Annotated in this window: 18 protein-coding genes; 6 read left to right on the top strand and 12 right to left on the bottom strand. The window is 67.3% G+C overall.

From position 1 onward, the window contains the following. The first annotated feature begins 78 nt into the window (after window positions 1-78). On the top strand, window positions 79-273 hold the full coding sequence (locus L3Q65_RS24320) for a DUF4158 domain-containing protein (protein ID WP_237596713.1): 195 nt from the start codon (window positions 79-81) through the stop codon (window positions 271-273). 210 nt (window positions 274-483) lie between these two features. Here L3Q65_RS24320 and L3Q65_RS24315 read toward each other — a convergent pair whose 3' ends face one another. Then, on the bottom strand, window positions 484-726 hold the full coding sequence (locus L3Q65_RS24315; RefSeq protein ID WP_237596712.1) for an FAD-dependent oxidoreductase: 243 nt from the start codon (window positions 724-726) through the stop codon (window positions 484-486). A 329-nt stretch (window positions 727-1,055) separates the two neighbouring features. On the opposite strand from L3Q65_RS24315, the gene L3Q65_RS24310 reads away from it, so the two are divergent. After that, window positions 1,056-1,817 carry a DUF5131 family protein gene (locus tag L3Q65_RS24310; protein ID WP_237596711.1) on the top strand — a complete coding sequence of 254 codons (762 nt, stop codon included), beginning with the start codon at window positions 1,056-1,058 and terminating at the stop codon, window positions 1,815-1,817. Between the two features lies 1 nt (window position 1,818). Here L3Q65_RS24310 and tcmP (L3Q65_RS24305) read toward each other — a convergent pair whose 3' ends face one another. The 5 genes from tcmP (L3Q65_RS24305) to L3Q65_RS24295 all read right to left on the bottom strand — a co-directional run bounded on the left by tcmP (L3Q65_RS24305) (window position 1,819) and on the right by L3Q65_RS24295 (window position 6,560). Beyond that, complete coding sequence (gene tcmP, locus L3Q65_RS24305) at window positions 1,819-2,907, bottom strand: three-Cys-motif partner protein TcmP (protein ID WP_237596710.1); 1,089 nt, start codon at window positions 2,905-2,907, stop codon at window positions 1,819-1,821. A gap of 114 nt (window positions 2,908-3,021) precedes the next feature. Further along, window positions 3,022-4,524, bottom strand: coding sequence for a three-Cys-motif partner protein TcmP (gene tcmP / locus L3Q65_RS24300; RefSeq protein ID WP_237596709.1), 1,503 nt, complete (start codon window positions 4,522-4,524; stop codon window positions 3,022-3,024). A gap of 660 nt (window positions 4,525-5,184) precedes the next feature. After that, on the bottom strand, window positions 5,185-5,442 hold the full coding sequence (locus L3Q65_RS47645; RefSeq protein WP_370648222.1) for a hypothetical protein: 258 nt from the start codon (window positions 5,440-5,442) through the stop codon (window positions 5,185-5,187). A gap of 29 nt (window positions 5,443-5,471) precedes the next feature. Beyond that, a complete protein-coding gene (locus tag L3Q65_RS47370) occupies window positions 5,472-5,600 on the bottom strand; it encodes a hypothetical protein (protein ID WP_255750799.1) in 129 nt (42 codons plus the stop codon). A 108-nt stretch (window positions 5,601-5,708) separates the two neighbouring features. Continuing rightward, complete coding sequence (locus L3Q65_RS24295) at window positions 5,709-6,560, bottom strand: Scr1 family TA system antitoxin-like transcriptional regulator (RefSeq protein ID WP_237596708.1); 852 nt, start codon at window positions 6,558-6,560, stop codon at window positions 5,709-5,711. Window positions 6,561-7,451: 891 nt separating this feature from the next. Between L3Q65_RS24295 and L3Q65_RS24290 the strand changes: the two genes are divergently transcribed. The 3 genes from L3Q65_RS24290 to L3Q65_RS24280 all read left to right on the top strand — a co-directional run bounded on the left by L3Q65_RS24290 (window position 7,452) and on the right by L3Q65_RS24280 (window position 9,389). Continuing rightward, window positions 7,452-8,522, top strand: coding sequence for an integrase core domain-containing protein (locus L3Q65_RS24290; RefSeq protein ID WP_101438578.1), 1,071 nt, complete (start codon window positions 7,452-7,454; stop codon window positions 8,520-8,522). Window positions 8,523-8,959: 437 nt separating this feature from the next. After that, window positions 8,960-9,256: a hypothetical protein gene (locus L3Q65_RS24285; RefSeq protein ID WP_237596707.1), complete on the top strand. Its 297-nt coding sequence runs from the start codon at window positions 8,960-8,962 to the stop codon at window positions 9,254-9,256. Continuing rightward, window positions 9,228-9,389: a hypothetical protein gene (locus tag L3Q65_RS24280; protein ID WP_237596706.1), complete on the top strand. Its 162-nt coding sequence runs from the start codon at window positions 9,228-9,230 to the stop codon at window positions 9,387-9,389. The genes L3Q65_RS24285 and L3Q65_RS24280 overlap by 29 nt, the downstream gene beginning before the upstream one ends. Window positions 9,390-9,644: 255 nt before the next feature. Here L3Q65_RS24280 and L3Q65_RS24275 read toward each other — a convergent pair whose 3' ends face one another. Together L3Q65_RS24275 and L3Q65_RS24270 are read right to left on the bottom strand one after the other, a co-directional pair. Continuing rightward, window positions 9,645-11,612: a YhgE/Pip family protein gene (locus L3Q65_RS24275; RefSeq protein WP_237596705.1), complete on the bottom strand. Its 1,968-nt coding sequence runs from the start codon at window positions 11,610-11,612 to the stop codon at window positions 9,645-9,647. Next, window positions 11,612-14,323, bottom strand: a complete 2,712-nt coding sequence (locus L3Q65_RS24270; RefSeq protein WP_237596704.1) for an MMPL family transporter — start codon at window positions 14,321-14,323, stop codon at window positions 11,612-11,614. Before L3Q65_RS24270 ends, L3Q65_RS24275 begins: the two co-directional genes overlap by 1 nt. A 109-nt stretch (window positions 14,324-14,432) precedes the next feature. Between L3Q65_RS24270 and L3Q65_RS24265 the strand changes: the two genes are divergently transcribed. Next, window positions 14,433-15,092 carry a TetR/AcrR family transcriptional regulator gene (locus tag L3Q65_RS24265; protein ID WP_237596703.1) on the top strand — a complete coding sequence of 220 codons (660 nt, stop codon included), beginning with the start codon at window positions 14,433-14,435 and terminating at the stop codon, window positions 15,090-15,092. 1 nt (window position 15,093) lies between these two features. Here L3Q65_RS24265 and L3Q65_RS24260 read toward each other — a convergent pair whose 3' ends face one another. From L3Q65_RS24260 to L3Q65_RS24245, 4 genes are read right to left on the bottom strand one after another with little or no spacing between them, the layout of a single operon-like run. Next, complete coding sequence (locus tag L3Q65_RS24260) at window positions 15,094-16,167, bottom strand: amidohydrolase family protein (protein WP_237596702.1); 1,074 nt, start codon at window positions 16,165-16,167, stop codon at window positions 15,094-15,096. An 18-nt stretch (window positions 16,168-16,185) separates the two neighbouring features. Next, window positions 16,186-17,694 carry a bifunctional 3-(3-hydroxy-phenyl)propionate/3-hydroxycinnamic acid hydroxylase gene (locus tag L3Q65_RS24255; protein ID WP_237596701.1) on the bottom strand — a complete coding sequence of 503 codons (1,509 nt, stop codon included), beginning with the start codon at window positions 17,692-17,694 and terminating at the stop codon, window positions 16,186-16,188. 30 nt (window positions 17,695-17,724) lie between these two features. Continuing rightward, on the bottom strand, window positions 17,725-18,759 hold the full coding sequence (locus tag L3Q65_RS24250) for a VOC family protein (RefSeq protein WP_237596700.1): 1,035 nt from the start codon (window positions 18,757-18,759) through the stop codon (window positions 17,725-17,727). After that, the gene (locus L3Q65_RS24245; protein WP_237596699.1) at window positions 18,756-19,631 is read right to left on the bottom strand and encodes an alpha/beta fold hydrolase; all 876 of its coding nucleotides are present in this window, start codon (window positions 19,629-19,631) and stop codon (window positions 18,756-18,758) included. The genes L3Q65_RS24250 and L3Q65_RS24245 overlap by 4 nt, the downstream gene beginning before the upstream one ends. Window positions 19,632-19,702 lie beyond the last annotated feature (71 nt).

Below are 19,702 nucleotides of genomic sequence, written 5' to 3'. Positions count from 1 at the left end.
TGGAACGTTCTTCTTCGACGAGGTCGATCGGGGCTGATCGAGCCAAAGCGGCGTGATCACAACAAGCTGGGTTTCGCGGTGCAGCTCTCCACGGTTCGTTACGCGGGCTGGATCATCGAGGATCCGCTGGAGGGTGTCCCGGCCGGGCTGGTGGAGTACCTAGCCGAGCAGTTGAGGATCGAGGACCCGTCGGGCGTGGAGGCCTGCGGTGAACGAGAGCTGACCCGGTTCGGTGACGCATTCCTGCCCCGGTGCTGGCAGGCCGAAATGTAGGCCCGCAGCGAATGGCCACTCGATGACGGCGGTCTTTATCAGTCTCCTAGCGGACGCGGTGGTGTTCCGCGTCCGCTAGGCCCGGAGGATCCCCGTTCGGTCGACGGCGTGAGCGTCATCGTGTCGCGCTTGGAGTTGGCAGGTTCCGGACCTCGTCTGAGCCGTCCACGGAATGCTGCGCAGCCTTGTTTCCAGGGCCTCCGTTGCCGGCTACTGGCCGGGAACGCTTGATGCGGATGCCGAGGCCGTCTGCGTCAGGTTCGTCTCGGTGAGCTGGCCGACGATCGCCTGCAGCTCGTCCAGGTGCTGGTCGTGAATGCCGCGGGGCGTCATGTGGTACTTGACGCACAGGGATGCGGCCGCGGCTGTGGCGATGCCGTGCTGGCCGCCGTTGCCCATGAACTTCGTGTTCGAGCCGGCGACGTGGGTGACGCTGATGTGCTTGCCCGCCATCAACAGGTTCGCGACGTTCGCGGCATCAGCGTCCGGTCTCGGCGGAGGTGCTGCGCAAGGCGTTGAGGGTCGGGGCGAAACGTTCCCGGATGTTGACGCGGGTGGTCCGCGAGGAGTGGCGCGATAAGCCCGGTTCGGCTCCGGCGATGGTCGCCTGAGCCTAGGCGGTTTCCACCCTTGCGTGAGTCGAACGCATGTTCTACGTTTGCTTCGTTGCAGTGTGAACGCGACGAGCATCAAGCGGAGTGGCCCGTGGCGGGGCCGCCCGGCGTGTGCATCGGACAAGGCGTCTACTGTTCGTGCCGGTCTTTGGTGAGGGAGTGACGGGCATGGCGGACGGCAGTGCGATCGAATGGACAGAGGCGACGTGGAATCCGACCACGGGTTGCGATCGCGTGTCGGCCGGCTGCGACAACTGCTACGCGCTGGCGCTGGCGAAGCGCTTGAAAGCGATGGGTGCCGCCAAGTATCAGGTGGACGGCAACTCGAAGACGTCTGGGCCGGGGTTCGGCGTCACCGTGCACCCGGAGGCGCTAGCCCTGCCGTACCGGTGGCGGCAGCCTCGTCTTGTGTTCGTGAACTCGATGTCGGACCTGTTCCACGCCAAGGTGCCGATCGGGTTCATTCGGGATGTGCTGGCGGTGATTGCCGATACTCCGCAGCATACGTATCAGGTGCTGACCAAACGATCGCTGAGGATGCGGCGTGTGGCGGACCGGCTGGACTGGCCTGCGAACCTGTGGATGGGCGTGTCGGTCGAAAACGACGTGCAGCTGGACAGGGTCGAGCACCTGCGCGAGGTGCCTGCCGCCGTCAGGTTCATTTCTGCCGAGCCATTGCTTGGCCCACTTCCGGGGCTGCCGCTGGACGGGATCGACTGGGTGATCACGGGGGGCGAGTCCGGGCCGCGCGCTCGCCCTTGCAACCCGGATTGGGTTCGTGGCATCCGGGACGGGTGCGAAGACGCCGGTGTTGCGTTCTTTCACAAGCAGTGGGGCGGAATCCGTCCCAAGTCGTTGGGGCGTGAGCTGGACGGGCGTACCCATGATGCGATGCCGTCGCGGGTCCCGCCTGTCGCGGTGGTCGAGTGATTCAGCTTGCGAGCCGTACCCGGCTTCGTCGGTAGAGGCCCGGCTCATCGCTTGCGATGAGTCCGTTGGCGCGCAGCTGATTGAGCGTTCGAATGACGTGCTGCGGCCGGTAGACCGTTTCGAAGAGGGTGAATTCGCGAAGTTCTTCGACTCTGCACCCCGTTGCCGGTGCGTCTTCGAGGCGGTTGAGCAACAGCCTGCCCAGCGGTGCGAGGGCGGGGTCCGTGAGTTCGAACAGCGTTTCTGCTTGTTCGTCGCGCGGGTCGCGGAACCCGACGCCGTAGATTCGGTCGACTTCCCAGAGCGAGTCTTTCATTTTCTCCAGGCCTCTTCGGTGATTGGTGCCGAAGACGAGGTAGAGGGACTCGCCGCGGGTATCGACTAGTTCGAAGTCCAGGAGGTACTTGAACCCCGCGGTGGACAAGGTTTGCCGGTAGCAGGTGAGGATGTGCTGCCGTTTTGCCTGTGCCGACGCCATGGTGTCGATGTGACGCCAGGTTGGATCGCCGCCGAACACGTCGTCGGCTTCTTGTCCCATCGTGGAGACGAAGCGGATGAACGGCTGAGTGCCGAGGGTGATGATGACTTCGGAGGACTGGTTGTGCGCCAGCCTGGTGAGGAGATCGAACGTAACGGGCACGTTGCCCCACGAGTCCAGAACAGCAAGGATCGGCTGTCCCCAGGCATGCATGGCGTCGAGTGCGGGTTCGAGGGTTTCGGTGCACGTGCCGTGTGCGACCTTCAGCCGGAAGGTGTCCGGGGTCCGAGGGCGCTGGGGAAATCTCGTTGTCAGCTGGTGGCGCAGCGATTCGACGCATCGTTGGTCGTCGTCCACGAAGATCATCTTCACAATCGCGCCGGACTCGGGGACTTTGTCCAGCATGGCCTGGACGGCGATGACGGGCGAGCCCGGGTGATCGTCAAGGTAGACGCCTGGGCCAGCGAATCCTTCCGCATAGGTCGCGGACGGGTAGGCGTTCGAGCCTCCGAGCAGTATGGGAAACCACCGCTGGAGGTAACGGCGGTAGATGTCGTGTTTCGCACCGGTGTGGTCGGCTCGTTTCCATGGCACCGGGCCGTTGACAGGCATGCGACCCTCCCCGGGCGCTACTCAACGCTACCTTGCCAATTCGCAGAGTGGCCACCTAACGCTACCTGCCCTCTTGGGCTTGTTCAACCTCCGACCGAGTTGGTTGGGAGATGATCAAGGTTGAACGAGGTGCCCTTGGTATTTTTCCAGGCCCTGGGAAAGCGGTCGGGGCTCCAGGATGCCCTCCTGGTGGAGCCGGGCGAGCGCTCCGCGCAGGTGTTTTTTCCACGCTTGGCCGAACGTTGCCGGCCCGAACAGGGCCTCTGCATCGGTCGGGAGGCTGATGCGGCCGCGGCTTGACAACAGTTCTCGGGCGTTGTGCTCGATGGCGTCGATCCAGCCCGCTTGGCGTGCCGCTTCCTCTGCCGGGAATGGGTCTTCCTGTGGGAACAGGCCGTTCTCTTCGCTTTGCGGTGGAGGGTTGCAATGGACGCGCCAGGCGGCAGCAGCCTGGGCGGCCGCTTCCCGGATCTCCCATATCCCGTCCTGGTGGCGCGTGAAGTGGAGCAGCCAGTAGATCGGTTGCTTGTGGGCGCGATCTTGGACCGGAACCAGTGTCGAGCTGCAACCGGTCCTCGCCTGTATCCGTTCGGCGTAGCCCTCTGCGATCTCCTTGACGGCGGCGGCGACGGAATCGGCGGACAGGTAGACCTCGCGCCACCAGGCTCCGCCCAGCACTTCGTCGAGATGGTCCAACGTGGTCACTTGTTGCCGGGTCGGTGCAGGGCTCCGGATGTATGCGCCGGCTCGGCCGAATGCCATGGCGATGAAGTTCAGCAGGACCTCGGTCTTGCTCCCGTATCCGCGACGGCGGCGGTTGAGCACGCCGACGACCTCGTCGAACGTGGGGCCTAATCCGTACGGGTCAATGAACATGAACAGCGGTGCGTCACCGGCGAAGGACACCGCGTCCTGAACGTAGTCGCTCGCCTTCCCGTGTCGAGCACTCCAAACTGCTCCTTCAGGCATGGCGTTTTCGAGAACCTGGTGCAGATGTTCGTAGTTGCTCTTGCGCGCTTCGATGAAGTAGCAATCGATGCGCCGCAGTTGCTGCATCCCGGCAACGTCTTGTGCAACGAGCAACGGGCTCCCCGCAGTGCCGTCGTCGTACGAACCCCTGCCGGCATGGGTGTCGACGTAGGCAAGTCGCCTGTCCGCCTCCGTTGACGCCGTCTTGCCGCGAATTTGGGGAAGTAAGTCTTCAACAGCTTGTGCTTGAACACCGCGGCTGCCTTCTTGGATACGAAGAAAGGGTCGGCCGAACCGACGATTTCTTCGCCGCCGGCCTCGCCGCTCAGGGCGTAGTCTTCGGACTCCGCCGAAGCGATGTTCTGATCTGTGAGGTCGCCGTCGAGCGTCATCGCCTGCCTCTCCTCGCTGAGTGCTACGTGATTCGCGCGCGCGGCCGAATATGCTACGGCGGCGCGGTAACAATCTGATCAACAGTTTTGGCGAACTGGCAGTCAAGCGCCTTCGGGCGGTTGTACGACGGCCGGGTGCTAGGACGCCCTGCCATGGCGAGTCCTGTGGCCGCTGCTCCGGGAGCGTGTTATCAGGTTCGGTCCCTTCTTGCCGATGGGCGGCCTGGCGGTCGCCGATATGGGCAGGCGTAGTCACGCCGCTCTGCGCCCATTCGGGTGAACAGTCAGGCGTCGTCTGTAACAGAGGTGCGCTCCATGACGGTTGGTGCCCATGAACGAACAAAGCATGATCTGCACGCGAGGCAGGGGACTTGAGTGGACGAGCAGATGGATCTGTTCGAGGCCTCGGCGTCTGCGGTCGGCTACCTATACCAGCTGCGCAAAGCTCTCCTTCACTGCGTCTAGCAGTCGAGTGCCGGACCAGACTGGTCTGTCGCCGTTGAAGCCGGGGACGACATCGAAATCCATGACGGGGACGGCAAGATCCTCTATCAGCTCAACATCGAGCCCCGGGAACGCGCGTCACCGACCTGGCCGCCGACCTGTGGAAGAACCTCCGGATTCGGGCCACGGAGTGGACTACGGACGATAGCGGCCAGGACCGGCCGACCTACTTCCTGCTCACGACCGCCGAAGCCCCTTGGCAGCGCCGCTTACCATCTCCGTTCCCTGGGCCGAACAGTCCGAGAGACGAAGCATTTTGTCGAGGACAGGACGGCGGTCAGAATTGACCAGCCCGCCCCGTAGGGTGGTTGCGGACGCGCGAAACATGCAAAACCCTCTACGCCGCAGCAGTTTCGGCGCGGACTCAGCTTCCGATGCAGAGGGTCCAAGTCCTCCGCGCTGGCTGAAGCGATTACTGTCGCTGGGCCCTACGACCAAGTTTGGAAGGCTGCATCGAGCCGACTCTGGCTGGCGGCTGCTGCCGGCGATCTACGGGTGCTCGCCGGCGTGGCTCGCGCAGGTCACCGGCGTGCCTGGACATCTCCGAGAGCGGGTCGGCGTCGGTGCCCTCGAGGTAGGTCATGGGGATCCGCAGGGGTGCCATCCGGGCCGGAGGGTATTGCGGGAGGGTCTCGACCAGTGTGGTGGCGAGATTGCGGGGGAGGACCAGGTCGAGTTGGATCGACTGATGGTCGGTGATCAGCCGGACGGCGTCGTGTCCGGCCCCTCGTCGTGGTGATGGGTCAGGGCGGCGGCGGGCTGGTCGACTGTTGGCCAGGCAGGCGTCAGGGCGTCGTCGAACGTCGAACTGCCGGGTTTGGCGGCCACCGTGGCAGTGCCTCGGAACGCGTGGGCGCGAGCGCGCGAGAGAAATCCTCTGCCGCACAGCAACGGCGACGGAATCCCGGATCTACGTTCAAACGTGCTCGACGGGCTCTACGAGGCAGCCGTCACAAGGTGCATGGCGTGGCGGGCGATGAATGCTGTGGAATCAGCCGCGGTGAGAGCGTTCTCGCCGAGTTGGGCGTCAAGGTCGGCATAGAGCCCGTCACCGTCCAGTAGAAACTCTCCGCAGCAGCTGAGTGGCCTGTGCACGATTCGTCCCACTGCTGTGTCGTAACCGGTGAACGTGCCAGAAAGTCCAATGTGGCTGCCGATATCGTTCGGTACCACGCGCACGGAGACTCGACGGTTGGCCTGCTGAATCCGGATGAGTCGGCGAAGCTGCTCGGCGACGACAGTCGCATCGCCCATCGGGTGCGTCAATGCTTGTTCGCCGATGTAGACGCAGGCCTCCTTGTCGGTCAATATCGCGTTGTTCGCGTCGCAGTGCGCGCGTATGTGCTCGGTTTCTGGTCGGGCCTGGGGCGGCAAGGATCTGGCAACTGAGAGGGAGTAGTCGACCGTTCGCAGTAGGTCTGGCACGAGCAGCGGGTGCCACTCGACGATGCGTTCCGCCGCGCGTGCGCATACCTCTGCCAACGCGAAGTGGCGCGGTAAACCCCGGCGACCGAAGATGATCGAGTCGGAGTCTGGGTGACGTGCCAGCTCCAGGATCCGTGCCTTGCGCTCGCCGATGACGCCGAGTGCTCCGAGAATGCCCGCGACGTCCTCGAGATGCGGTGTCCGCTCAGCATGTTCCCATGACGAGAGCACTGCCTTGGCGACACCGACCCTCCGCGCCAATTCGTTGAGGCCCCGGCGCTCGTGGATACGCGCAGCCCTCAACTCGATAGCGAGAAGCGCGCTGCGAGTCCAGGGCCGTGCTCGGAGACTCGTCTTCGTCACGATTCGTTCCGCAGCCGAGTTGGTTCGGCATGGTCGACGACCGCGGCTGGCAGCGCTTGCTCGCTCTGCATTGCGTGGCGTCCGACTGGTGAAGGACTCGCTAGGAAGTTGTGGGCAAAATCGGTGAGCTTGCGTACGAATCCGGGTGAGCAATGCCGCGCTACCGAGTGCGCGGACACCGACCGCCGTAACGTTCGCAACAGCCACTCGACATGCAGCTTGCGTCGCTGCTCAGCCACGCACCCTGGACATGGAGGCAGCGACGGCTGCGTCATCGGTGCAGGAATTACCAGCGTCCGGCACAGTGCACGGAACATGCCGAGTCGGATCGCGCGAACCATCTCGTCGTCATCGACAAGATGGTCCAAACCGTCTTCGTAACTGGTCATCCAGACCGGGCGCGCGGGTCGAACCGATGATTCCTCGTCGGAGACGCGGCCAGGCGGCCAACTCGCCGTAACCGTCATCAGAACCCGTCCCTGATCCTCGCGGCGAGCCGGATTGTGGTGCAAGGCCAAGGCTTTCCGCAGTTACAGCACCTGCCGGAATCCGCGTTGGCATCGGCGGCTGGGGTATGTGCAACCAGCGCGAGAACCGCGAGATCATAGAGCTGGGTCGGCTCGAACCGCGTTTCTTCGGACGCGTGCGATGCACTTCCGGTCTGTGGCCGGTCGAAACTTGCCGATTCAATCACCGATACCGCCTCTTCCGTCAGTTGCCGGGAGTTGGCGGCACCCCGGCGACTGGGAACTCCTGTCCCCGCTGGAAATGGGGGGCGCGGTGCCAGCGGGGCGGGTTCGCGACTGCGGGTGTCTGACCAGCCTGTCCTGGTCGAGAATGCGGCAACCCCGGTTTGACCTGGGCAATCGTGACGCCCGACGATCAGCAAGCGTGTCTGGTCGTCTGGTCTATCGGCTCCTTGTCCACGTACTGTCCTGGCTTGCCCTGTTCGCTCGGTCATCGGCGTCGAAAGACGTGGAGATCCTCGCATTACGGCACGAGGTCGCTGTGCTGCGACGGAACAATCCGAGGCCTCGCCTGTCCTGGCCGGATCGCGCGGTCCTGGCCGCGCTTGCCCGGATGCTTCCCAAGACGCTCCGCGCCCACCGGATTGTCACGCCTGCAACGTTGCTACGCTGGCATCGCAGGCTGATCACCGCGCGGTGGCGGCAGCCGAAGCCGCCGGGTCGGCCACCGATCAGTGACGAGATCACCGCGCTGATCGCGCGCCTGGCGACGGAGAACCGGACCTGGGGCGTGGTCCGCATCCAAGGCGAGCTGCGTCGGCTCGGACACCGCGTCGCTGCCTCCACCATCCGCCGGATCCTACGCAACCGCCGGATCCCGCCACCGTCCCGTCGCGGCGACACGTGGCGGACGTTCCTGCGCGCCCAGGCCGACGGTCTGCTCGCGGTCGACTTCTTCCACGTCGACACCGTGGTCCTGAAGCGCCTGTACGCGGCTTTCGTGATCGAGCACCGCACCCGCCGGGTCCACCTGCTCGGCGTCACCGACCACCCGACCGGAGCCTGGGCAACCCAAATGGCCCGCAACCTAGCCACGGATCTTGACGGTGCCGGACGCCGGTTCACCCACCTGATCCGCGACCGAGACGCCAAGTTCACCGCCGCATTCGACGCGGTGTTCGCCTCGATCGGCGTCGACGTCGTGCGCACCGCGCCGCAGACGCCGCGGATGAACGCGATCGCCGAACGGTGGATCTCCGCCGTCCGCCGCGAGTGCACCGACCGGATGCTCATCACCGGCCGCCGCCACCTCCACCACGTGCTCGACACCTACGTCGAGCACTACAACACCGGCCGCAGCCACCAAGGTCAGGGCGTTGAGCTACGCGCGCCCGATGACGACCCGAAGGTGATCCCATTGCCCACCCCTCCGATCCGGATCACACGCAGGCGACGCCTCGGAGGACTGCTCAGCGAGTACCGACCCGCCGCCTAAAACACAGGTCACAGCCGGTGGCAGCGTTTTCGACCAGGACAGGCGTTCGCGGCAGCGGAGGCGACAGCGGCGATCATCCCGCGGCAGTCGGCGCGCAGTCTCGGGCTCGCCAACGACCACAATGGACAGTCCAGAACCGGAAGAAAAACTTCCAGAAAACCAAAAACCCCAGGTTAACGTTTCCGATAACCTGGGGAGTGAGGGTGCGCCATCAGGGACTCGAACCCCGAACCCGCTGGTTAAGAGTTCGCTGCCTGACGTGTCGGATGGTGCCGAGTGATGTCAGGCAGGACCTTTTCGTCTGGTCGCAGGGAACCTGAGGTGTCGTACTGTATCGGCCGGGGTTGTTGTGTGGTGGAGGTCTCGGGCTCGCCTCGGGCTCGCGAATGCCGGGTTGTCTCGTCTGGTCCGGTCCCGGTCTGGCGCAGCATCGTGGGGTGGTCGAAGTGACCGGATCGAGTGCTCGGCGCGATCCGGTCGTCTCGGCGGTGAGCATCATGGTGAAGGTCGTGGTCGGGCTGACGTTCACGTTCGGTTTCGGGAATGTGCTGGCGCTTGCCCTTCGGCTGGGTGTGCCGGTCTGGGTGGTGCCGCTGGTCGCGCCCGCGGTGGTGGAGTTGCTGATCGCGATTCGTCGGGTGTCGGCGTGTGACGTCGGTAAGGCGGGCATGCGGTCGGCGCGGTTGTTATTGATGGGCACGATTCATGGCGACGTTGGCGTTGAACGTGGCTGAGCCGCTTGTTGCCGGCCGTCTGGGGAAGGCGCTGTTCGATGCGGTGGGGCCGTTGTTGCTGATCGGCTGGTCCGAGGTGGAGGGCGAAGAGGGCGCAAGTGTGGACGCTGAGTTGCGAGCGGGCTCGGTGTGAGGATCTGCGGCATCGTGAGCTGTATCAGCGCCCGGTCTCTGCCGAGAATCTCCGCAAGGCCTTGGGCGTGGGCGAGCAGCGTTCGCGGACGCTCGTGAAGTTGGTGCGTGCAGAGTGGAGCATCCCGGCATAGCGTGATCGAGTTGCTCCGAGGCGGCACTCTTGGCTTTCCCGTCAACGTGGCACGCAATGGGGCCGACGGGCTAGTACGCCGGTTACGAGACCGCCCGTTTCGAGTCTTTCGCTTCCTCCCGATCAAATGGCGGACAGGGCACGGCTGCGCCGGAGCCGGATGCTTCTGGCCGAAAGGTATCGGCGGCGGTCGGTGACCAGAATCGAAACGAGGCCGCCGACCAGCAGCCACGTCGCGAGTTGGGCGACACCCGTGGCCAGCCCGGTTCCGTCGGTGGCGGCGGCTCGCAACGCGAGCACCGCGCCGTGCGTGGGCAGGTAGTCGGCGAGTGCGTACAGCGGTCCCGGAAGGGTCGAGACGACACCGGTCGCTCCGGCCAGGACCAGCACTGCCAGCGAGGCGATCCGGCCGGTGCGGCCGAAGATCGCTGTCGCCGCCTGGTTGAGGGCGACGAACGCAGACGCGGCCAGCAGTGCGATCAGCAGGAACCCGACGGTGCCGCCGAGGCCGAGTTTGAGCACCGGGACCGCGATCGCGGTGATGGCGATGGCGGCGAGCCCCGCCGCGGTCGCGCCGGGGAGGGCGGCGCGCAGGATGATCCGCCAGGTGGGTTCGCGGGCGGTGAGCACCGCGTCGGGAACGGCGCGGGTGACGATGTAGGTGGCCAGTGCCAGCGCCCACAGGCCCAAAGCGGCGAACAGGGTGAGGGCCAGGGTTCCGGTCGGGGTTCCGTCGGCGGCCGAGGTGCTCGGGGTGGCGGCCACGGTCTTGAGGTGTGCGCGTTCGGCGTCGGTGTAGCTGGGTACTTGGTCGCGGCCCTTGTCGAGCTGGGTGGCCAGTTCGTGGGCGCCGTGGTCGGCCTTCTTGGCTCCGTCGGTCAGTTGCCCGGTGCCGTCGGCGAGCTTGTGGGCGCCGGAATTCGTTTGCCGGACACCGTTGTCGAGCTGGCGGGCGCCGTCCGCGGCGGATGCGATTCCGGCGGCGAGCTGTCCGGATTTGTCGGCCAGCTGGGCATTGCCGTCGGCGACCTTGCGGGCTCCGGCGGCCAGGGCCTGGATGGAGCCGCGTGCCTTGACGGCGTTGGCCCGGACGGCGGCTTTGGCGTTGTCGATCTTTTGCGCGTCGGTGGTGAATCGGTCCGCGGTCTGGCTCAGGTCGTTGCAGAAGGGGGCCGAACCGCCGTTGGCGGGGCACTGGTCGGCCAGCTGCCGGAACTGCTTCGCGGCGCTGTCGGCGGAGGGAAGTGCGTCGATGGCGGCGATGATCCGGTTGGCCAGCGGCACGACGACGCTCGCGAGTTGTTCGTTGCCGTCGGCGACCTGGTCGGCCCCGTCGGCCAGTTGCCGGGTCAGCGCGGGCAGTTGCGCGGTGTCTCGTTCGGCTTGGGTGAGTCCGGTGGACAGTTTCCCGGATCCCGCGGCGAGCTGTTCAGTCCCGTTGGCGAGCTGGTTGGCGCCGTCGTTGAGCTGACCGGCGGCCTCGGCCAGTTGCCGGTTCCCGTCGGCCAGCTGGGTCGCTCCGTCCGCTGCCTGGCCGACCTGCTTGTGCAGCGTCGTGAACCCGACATACACGTTGTCCAGGTAGGTTTCCACGACTTGCTGGTTGAGGGTGTCCTGGGTGGACTTGGCGATGTGCGTCGCCAGGCTGGGGTCGGTGACCCCGGCGGCGTCGGACGTCCGCACCTGCAGTCGCGCCTGCCGGGCTTCGAGCGGTTTGCCGGTGGCGCTGGAGGTGGCGCGGGCGGAGAAGTCCTTCGGGATTGTGACGGTGGCCGCGTAGCTGCCGTCGGCCAGGCCGGAGGCGGCGTCGTCGGCGTCGGTGAGGACCCAGGTGTAGGAGGAATCGTCGCTGTGGGTCAGGTATCCGGCGAGCTGACGGCCGAGCGGGATGGTCTGGCCGTTGACCTGCACCGGTTCGTCGTTGTTGACCACGGCCGCCTTGGCGGTGCCGTGATTGGCGTCCGGCGCCCAGAACGCCCAGGTGAGCAAGCCCATCACGATCAGCGGCACGGCGATCAGCCCGGCCCACGTGCGCCAGGTCAGCGGCCCGCTGGCCAGTGCGCGGGCGGAGTTGGCGAACGGCTTCAGCATCAGTGCACCTCGGTGGGCTGGGCGGCGGTGAGACCGTGCAGGCGGGTGGCTCCGGCGGGCAGCAGGTCCCGGATGCGCTCGGGATCCTGGCAAGCCAGCACGAAGGTGGCGGCTTCGCCGGAGCGGGTGCGGCGATCGTCGAGCAGGGCCCGCACCTGGTCGCGGACGTCGGTGCGGAGCACGAGGTCGACGTCGTCGACAACGATGAGCCCGGCGTCGCTCTCAAGAGCTTCGGCGATCTGGCGCGCCGGGTTTTCCTCGTCGCGGCAGGGAACGACGGCGACGTCCCGGCGAAGTGCGTGGGCGTGCTGCGGAAGTACGCGACCGAGCACCTTCAGGTCGCCGGTGAACTTCGTGACCCGTCCGGCGAGCGTGTACAGCAGAGCTGTTTTCCCGCACGCGCCCGTGCCGTGCAGCACAAGGACTTCTCCGCCTTGGACGTGCAGCTCGATTCCGGAGTAGACCGGAGCGCCCCGGTCGTCTTCGAGCCGGAGCGCCCGGGCGCTGACTGCCTCGGTGCTGGCTGGCGCGGGCCAGTCGGCCAGGCGCAGTTCGCGGACGAGCGCGTCGCCCTCCGCGTCGAACACCGGCAGGGCGCGGTCGAGCTTCGGCGGCAGTCCCCAGGCGCGGCGGCCCAGCAGCGCCAGTACCGCGGGCACCAGGGTCATGCGGACGATGAAGGCGTCGATGAATACGCCGACTGCGAGGCTGAAGGCGATCGGCTTGATCGTGGCGCTGCCTTCGGGCACGAACGCGGCGAAGACGGCGAGCATGATCACCGCGGCCGCGACGACGACCCGCGACGCGGAGACGAACCCGGATTCGATGGCGTGGTGCGGATCGCCCTGGTGGACGTAGTCCTCGCGGATCCGCGAGACGAGGAAGACCTCGTAGTCCATGGCCAGTCCGAAAAGGACGCCCATGAGAATGATCGGCAGGAAGCTGATCACGCTGCCGACGTGCGTCACGTTGAGGGCGTCCGCGAGATGTCCTTGGACGAACACGAACGACGTCGCGCCGAACGCGGCGGCGACCGACAGCAGATAGCCCGCGGTCGCTTTGATCGGCACCCAGATCGACCGGAACACCATGGCCAGCAGGATCAGCGAGAGGCCGACCACCAGGATCCCGAACGGCACCAGGGCGTCGCCGAGTTGCGCGGACACGTCGATCCCGACCGCGGTGATCCCGGTGACCGCGGTCTGCGCGCCGTAGGTATCCCGGAAGTGCGGCTCCATCCCGCGCAGCCGGGCGACGAGGTCGTCGGTCTGCACGGAATCCGGCGCGGTCGCGGGGATGACCTGCACGATGCCGGTGTCGCCCTTGGGGTTCGGCGTGGCCAGCGGCACCGAGGCGACGCCGGGCACGTGCCGGATTTCCTCGGCGAGCTTGTTCATCAGCCCGATCGGATCGGTGCTGGTGATGATGTCCGCCGTGACGATGAGCGGGCCGTTGTAGCCGGGGCCGAAATGTTCGCTGACGACGTCGTAGGTGTCACGCGCGGGGCTGCCGTGTTCCTCGGTTCCGCTGTCCGGCAATGCCAAGCGCAACGACAGGGCCGGGATCGCGCAGACCGCCAGACCGGCCACCACGACCAGCACGGTGACCAGCGGCGCTTTGGTCGCGAGCCGGACCCACCCGCGCGCGATCTGCGGCTTCTGCCGCCGCCGGGTCCGCCGCCGCGGTTTCTTCACCCGCGGCTGCAACCGCTTGCCGGCAAAGGACATCAGAGCAGGCACCAGCGTGACGGCGATCGCGACGGCCAGCGCGACCGCGACTGCGGCGGCGATGCCCATGGTGGTCAGGAACGGGATGCCCGCGACCGCCAGCCCGAGCAGGGCGATGACCACGGTCAGCCCGGCGAAGATCACGGCCGACCCCGCGGTGGCCGTGGCGCGGGCGATCGACTCTTCGACGTCGAGGCCTTCCGCGAGCTGGTCGCGATGCCGGGAGAGGAGGAACAAGGCGTAGTCGATCCCGACGGCGAGTCCGATCATCACGGCCAGCATCGGCGCGGTCGAGGAGATCGGGGTGACCAGCGTGGCGAGGAAGATCAGCCCGCCCGCGACGCCGACCCCGAGGACGGCTGTGGCCAGCGGCATCGCCGCGGCGATCAGCGACCGGAACATCAGCACCAGCACCAGCAAGGCGATGACCAGGCCGATGCCTTCGGTCGGGCTGAGCCTCGGGACCCGGTCGGAGAACGCGTCGCCGCCGGTGTGGACCTCCGTGCCGGTTGCCTTCGCGAGGTCGGCAGCGATCCCGGCGACCTGCGTCTTGGTGGTCGGGCTGACCTCGGCGAGCTGCACTTTCAGCGGTACGGCGATCAGCGCGGCCCGTTCGTCCTTCGACACCGCGCCGTTGACGTTCTTGTCGAACGGATTCACCACCGTGGCGACCTGGTCGAGCTTCCCGATCCGGCTCACCGCTTGGCCGACTGCCGCACGGATGTGCGGGGTATCGGCCTTCGCGCCCTCCGGCACCACGAGCACGAGTTGCGCCGACGTGCCGCTGACCTCCGGAAAGACGCGGCCGAGATGGTCGAGGGCGTCCTGGGACTCCGAGCCCGGAATGGCGAACGCGTCGTCGGTGCCTTGATTGGCCAGCAGGGCCGCCCCGCCGGCCGCGGCGAGGATCACGACCCACAGCGCCACCACGAGCACGCGCGCCCGGGCGGCGGCGCGGCCCAGCCGGTAGAGGAATGACGACACGGGCGCTCCCAACACGTCGGATACAGGGTGTATCGTAATACAGTGTGCATCCGATGCAACGTGTATCCGATCACCTGGTCGGGGGAGCGGCGGAGATAGGGTGAACGACATGGCGACGACCGGCGCGAGCCTGGAAACCCCGAAGCGCATGACCCGCCGCCGCGCGGAAACGAGGCGGCGAGTCATGGCCGCCGCTTACGAAGTGTTCGCCGAGACGGGCATCCGGGACGCTCCCGTCGAGCTGATCTGCGAACGGGCCGGTTTCACCCGCGGCGCCTTCTACTCGAACTTCGCCAGCAAGGAAGAACTGTTCCTCGCGATCTACGAAGTGGAGATGCGGGAGCGCGCCGAGCGGCTGCGCGGAGCCGTCGAAGAGGCGGTCGAGCAGGCCGTGCCCGGTTCCGTCGACGAGGTGCTGGGGAAAACCGGTCTGCTGTTCATGGAGTCCCTCGCGGCGGACGAGACGTGGTACCTGCTCAACGCCGAGTTCCGGGCGCAGGCGCTCCGTCAGCCGGACCTGCGCGCGCCGGCCGCGGCCGCGGAACGCCGCTTCCACGACGCCCTCTCCGACATCCTTCGGAACCTGCTCGACCGGCTGGACATGCGGCTGACCGTCGAACCACGCAGTGCCGTCGTCGCGATCGTGGCACTCTACGAGACCATGCTCGAACGCGCGATCCTCGACGAACTCCCCGACAAGGCCGACAGCCGCTACCTGACCGACGTGCTCCCTCGGCTGTTCACAGCGCTGACGACCGCGAGCCGGTGACTCAGGACCCGACAGCCTGCGCCAGCCGGGGGAGCTCGCGCAAGCTGTTGGCTCGCTCGATCTGAAGCCGGTCGCTGGTCGTGAAAGTCTGATCGAGTTCGGGCTGCGGATCTCCGGAACCGGTGAGGGTCAACTGGGAGAACGGCCAGTCGCTGCCGAAAACGACGCGGGATTGCTGCCCGGCCGCGAGCACGCTGCGCATATCCGTCGCCGCCGGGCTCAACGCGGTGTCGTAGAAGAAAGTCTTGACCAATTCGGCGACATCGAACGCCGACGGCCGCGGCACGCCGGGCGGGAACAAATCGGCGGCCCCGGTTTTCGAGAGCACGCCCAAGCGGTAGGTCAGGAAGGGGATCGTGCCGCCGGCGTGCGCGAGCTGGAACCTGATGCGGGGATACCGGCGCATCGTTCCGGTGTACATCAGCATTGTCGCGGCCCGGGTGGTGTCGAAGGTGAACTCGTAGAGGAAATCCGGGAGGGGCAGTTCCGGCTTCGAGTCCCGGGACACGGACGCGGGATGGACGAAAACGTACGCGTTGTGCCGGTCGAGAGCGGCCATCAGCGGCTCGAAGCGCGGGTCGCCGAGATACACGCCGTCGTACGAGGACAACAGCACGACGCCGTCCAGTTTCAACACGGTCAGCGCGTATTCGAGTTCGGCGATCGACGCTGCCACGTCAGGCATGGGCAGCACCGCGAAACCGCCGAAGCGAGTCGGATGGGACTTGAACAACCCGGCGGCGTAGGTGTTGCAGTACCGGGCCATGTCCCGCGCCTCCGCACCTCGGAGGAACGACACGCCGGGGTCCGAAATGGACAGTGCCTGGGCGGCGATCCCGTAGCGGTCCATGAAGTCCAGCGCTGCCTCCGGCGACCAATCGGGGGTGGGGTAGCCGCCGATCGTGAAATAACCGTGGCTCAGCAAGGAAGCCCGGTACTCGGGCGGCAGGAAATGCGCGTGCAAGTCGATCCGGTAGGCGCCGGAAGGCATAGCGGCCGCGGTGCTGAACAAACTGGCACCGGCTAGGGCCGCGGCAGTGCCGACAGCGCGGCGACGGGTGAACTTTCGGTTCATGGCGGTGGTCCTTCCGAGTCAGGACAGCAGGCGATCAGCGTCGAGCGGCCGGAATCCGGCGGGTGGCGGGGAGAGCGCGGCGGTGGCGTCTGCGGCGGCGTAGACGAAGCCGTCCGGCCGCAGGGCCAACATGTGCGCCTGGTGCGTCCGCATCCAGTCGAGGAGGGTGCCGCCGATGTCGACCACGCATCCGTTTTCCGGCTGTGTTCCGGGAGGCAGGACGGTCAGCCGAACGGCGGCGGTCCACGCCGGGGCCGGGAGGGCGGCGCGGGTGCTCAGCACGGTCCACTTGCCGGCGAGGACGTCGTCGAGCCTGCGGCGGGCGCCATCGCTGTCGAGGACCCACGGCTGAGGAACCTTGTGGCCGACCGCGGGAGTGCCGCTGCCGAGGAATCCGCGCGGGTAGTTCGCTTCGGGCAGCCAGGACAGCTTGACGAGGAGGCGTCGGACCGGCGACAGCCGAGCCAGCGGACGCACCAGCGTGTCGCGGATCCGGCAGAGCGGGCGACGACGTTCGGTGATGAGCCTGCCGACGAGCACCGCGCGGCGCGTCACCTCGCGCACGTGCGGTTTGCGCTCGGTCTCGTAGGAATCCAGCACGGTCTCGGGCAGTTCGCCGCGGATGACGGCGGCGAGTTTCCAGCACAGGTTGGCCGCGTCGCGCACTCCGGCGGCCATGCCCTGGCCGATCCACGGCGGCATGGCGTGGGCCGCGTCGCCGGCGAGGAAGACGCGGCCTGCGCGCCAGCGGGCGGCGGCGCGGACGTGGTGGCTGTAGACCACCGCCCGCAGCACGGTCGCCTCGTCGCGGGTGATGCCCTGGCGGCCGAGCAGGCGCCACACGGCCGCGTCGGTGACGAGTTCGTTTTCGTCCTCGCCGGGAAGGACCGGGAATTCCCAGCGGTGGTGTCCCAGCGGGGTGGGGCAGTCGACGGCGGGGCGGAGCGGGTCGCAGTGGAAGAGCAGCCGGTCGTGGCCGGGCCACTCGCGCTTGACCTTGGTGTCGATGACGACCCAGCGGGTTTCGTAGGTGCGGCCGTCGAAGCCGATGCCGAGTTGGCCGCGGGTGGGGCTGGAACCGCCGTCCGCGGCGATGACCCAGGAGGCGCGCACCCGTTTGAGGTGCTCGCCGCCGTCCTCCGCCAGCAGCAGGTCGACGTTCGGGAACCTCGTGACGCCCTCGCGCAGGGTGGCTTCCAGCACCGGTTGGTAGATGAACAATTGAGGCGGGTAGCCATGGCCTGCCGAGTCGAAGGACGCGGACAGGAACGACCGCCCCCGGTGATCGACGAAGTCGATCGGCAGCCCGGCCAGCATGTCGCGCTGCAGCTCGTCGGCGAGGCCGACCTGTTGCCAGACGCGCAGCACCTCCTCGTCGGTGGAGATGGCGCGGGCGCGGGTGTAGACCTCGGCGTCGCGTTCGACGACGACCACCTTCAAGCCTTGCGCGCCAAGCAGGTTGGCGGCAGTGACCCCGGTGGGCCCGTACCCGATCACGGCCACGTCGTAGCGGGGGATTTCGGACACTTGCGGGTGCCTCCTTGGCTGGGACGGATGTCAGCGGTGGGTGCCCAACGCGGTGGAGGACAGCGCCGGGACGGTCTCCTCCTGCTCGCGCAGCGACCGGACCGCGGCTTGGAAACGCGACATGAGGGCGGCGACGCCTGCGCCGGCCGTGGTGTGCCCCCAAAGCGAAATGCCTTGGTACGTAGTGGGTTCCCAGGTCTGCTCCCGTTCGGGGGTGACGACGACCGGGTTCCAGCCGACCTCGAGTTCGAATCCGGACGGGGTGACGCAGTAGTAGGACAGCTCGCGATCGTTGGTGTGCTGGCCGATCGACCAGGCCATGGCGAAGCCGAGTTCGGTGACCCGGTGAAAGCTGTCCAGGAGGTCTTCCAGGGTGGCGATCTCGATGTTGACGTGCTGCACGGAGGTGCGGACCGGATCGAGCGCCAGCCCGGTGACGTTGGCGAGCGCGATGGAATGGTGGCGCTGCCCGCTGCGCAGGAACCGGATGTTCAGCTTCGCCGGGCCGACGCGTTCGACGATCCGGTCCGACAGGCGCAGGTCCAGCAGGTTGTTCCAGTAGGTGTGCAGCTGCTCGGGCCGGGTGGTGGTGATCGCCAGGTGCCCCATGCCGGAACGGCCGGTGACGAACGCGGTGTTGCGCATCCGCAACGGCGCGGCGGTGGTGCGGGCACGGGTGAAGACCTCGGTGGCGATGCCTTTCGGACCGGGGAATCGCCACAGCCGTTCGACCCCGCGCAGGGCGGCCTCCTCCGGGGAGCCTTCGGTGACGGGAAGCCCGGCGGCGGCGACCCGTCCCAGTACGATCTCGAAGGTTTCGTGGTCGTCGATTTCCCAGCCCGCGGCGATGACGTCCTCGGCCGGGCCGCGCTGGACGAGGAACCGGCATTCGCGGTCGTCGAGGCGGAAACGCAGAGTGTCGCGAGTGAGTTCGTCGACGTGCAAGCCGATCGCGTCGGCCCCGAAGCGGTTCCAGTCGGTCAGCCGCCGCGACTCGACGACGATGTACCCCAGCCGTGCGGCGCCGAAGACGTCCGGGCGGATTTCGGTGTCCACAATGGTCACCTGACCTCTCCGAGCCAGCCGAGCAGCAGCTGGTTGAACCGCTCGGCCTGTTCGTATTGGGCCCAGTGACCGGTGCGGGCGAACAGGTGCAGGTCGCAGCGCGGCATGGTGCGGGCCAGCCACGGTCCGCCGGACGGGCGGTTGACCTTGTCGTGGGTGCCCCACACGACCAGCGTGGGCACCTGGCAGCGCGCGAGCCGGTCGCGGTCGCGGGTGAAGTCCATGCGCCACAACGTGCGCAGCGCTCCGCGCCCGGACGGGCGGCGCAGGGGCGGATTCGCCACCACTTCCGGGTCGATGCTGGCCTGATAGCGCAGTTCGACCAGTTCTTCCGGCACCCCGGACGCGTCGAAGACCAGGTGCTCGCGGATGAACGAGGTCAGCTTCGCCCGGGACGGGCCCTCGCCGCTGTAGTACCCCAGCAGCGCGTTCAGCCCCTTGGTCGGGGGCCGACGGGTCGTGCCGATGCCGCCGGGCCCCATCAGCACGAGCGTCTCCACCCGGTCCGGCCGGTCGAGCGCCAGCCGCAGTGCCGCCGCGCCGCCGTAGGAGTTGCCCACCACGTGCGCCTTCTCCACGTCCAGCGCATCGAGCAGGCCGCGCACGAAGATCGCGAGGTCGCCGAAGGGGTCGGCGTGGTCCAGTTCCTTCGACGACCGCCCGTATCCGGGCATGTCCGGAACCAGCACCCGGTGCCCGGCCGCGGCGAGCGCGTCGGCGTTGCGTGCGTAGTTCGACGCGCCGGTCGCGCCCGGCCCGCCGCCGTGGAGCAGGACCACCGGCGTTGCATCCGCCGGTTTCGCTGCGCCGCTGATCTCGGTGAGGTAGATGTCGCGGGCACCGACCCGGACGGTGCTCTCAGTGCGCCGCACCACGGCGGACGTTGGTGAGCCAGTCGACGGCACGGGGCCTCCACGTCGAGTCGGGAACAGTGTTCCTGTAG

The organism is Amycolatopsis sp. FU40, from assembly GCF_021903635.1.
Classification (GTDB): domain Bacteria; phylum Actinomycetota; class Actinomycetes; order Mycobacteriales; family Pseudonocardiaceae; genus Amycolatopsis; species Amycolatopsis dendrobii.
Note: the sequence above shows the minus strand (reverse complement) of the source record. Positions and strands in the feature narration are given on the sequence as shown.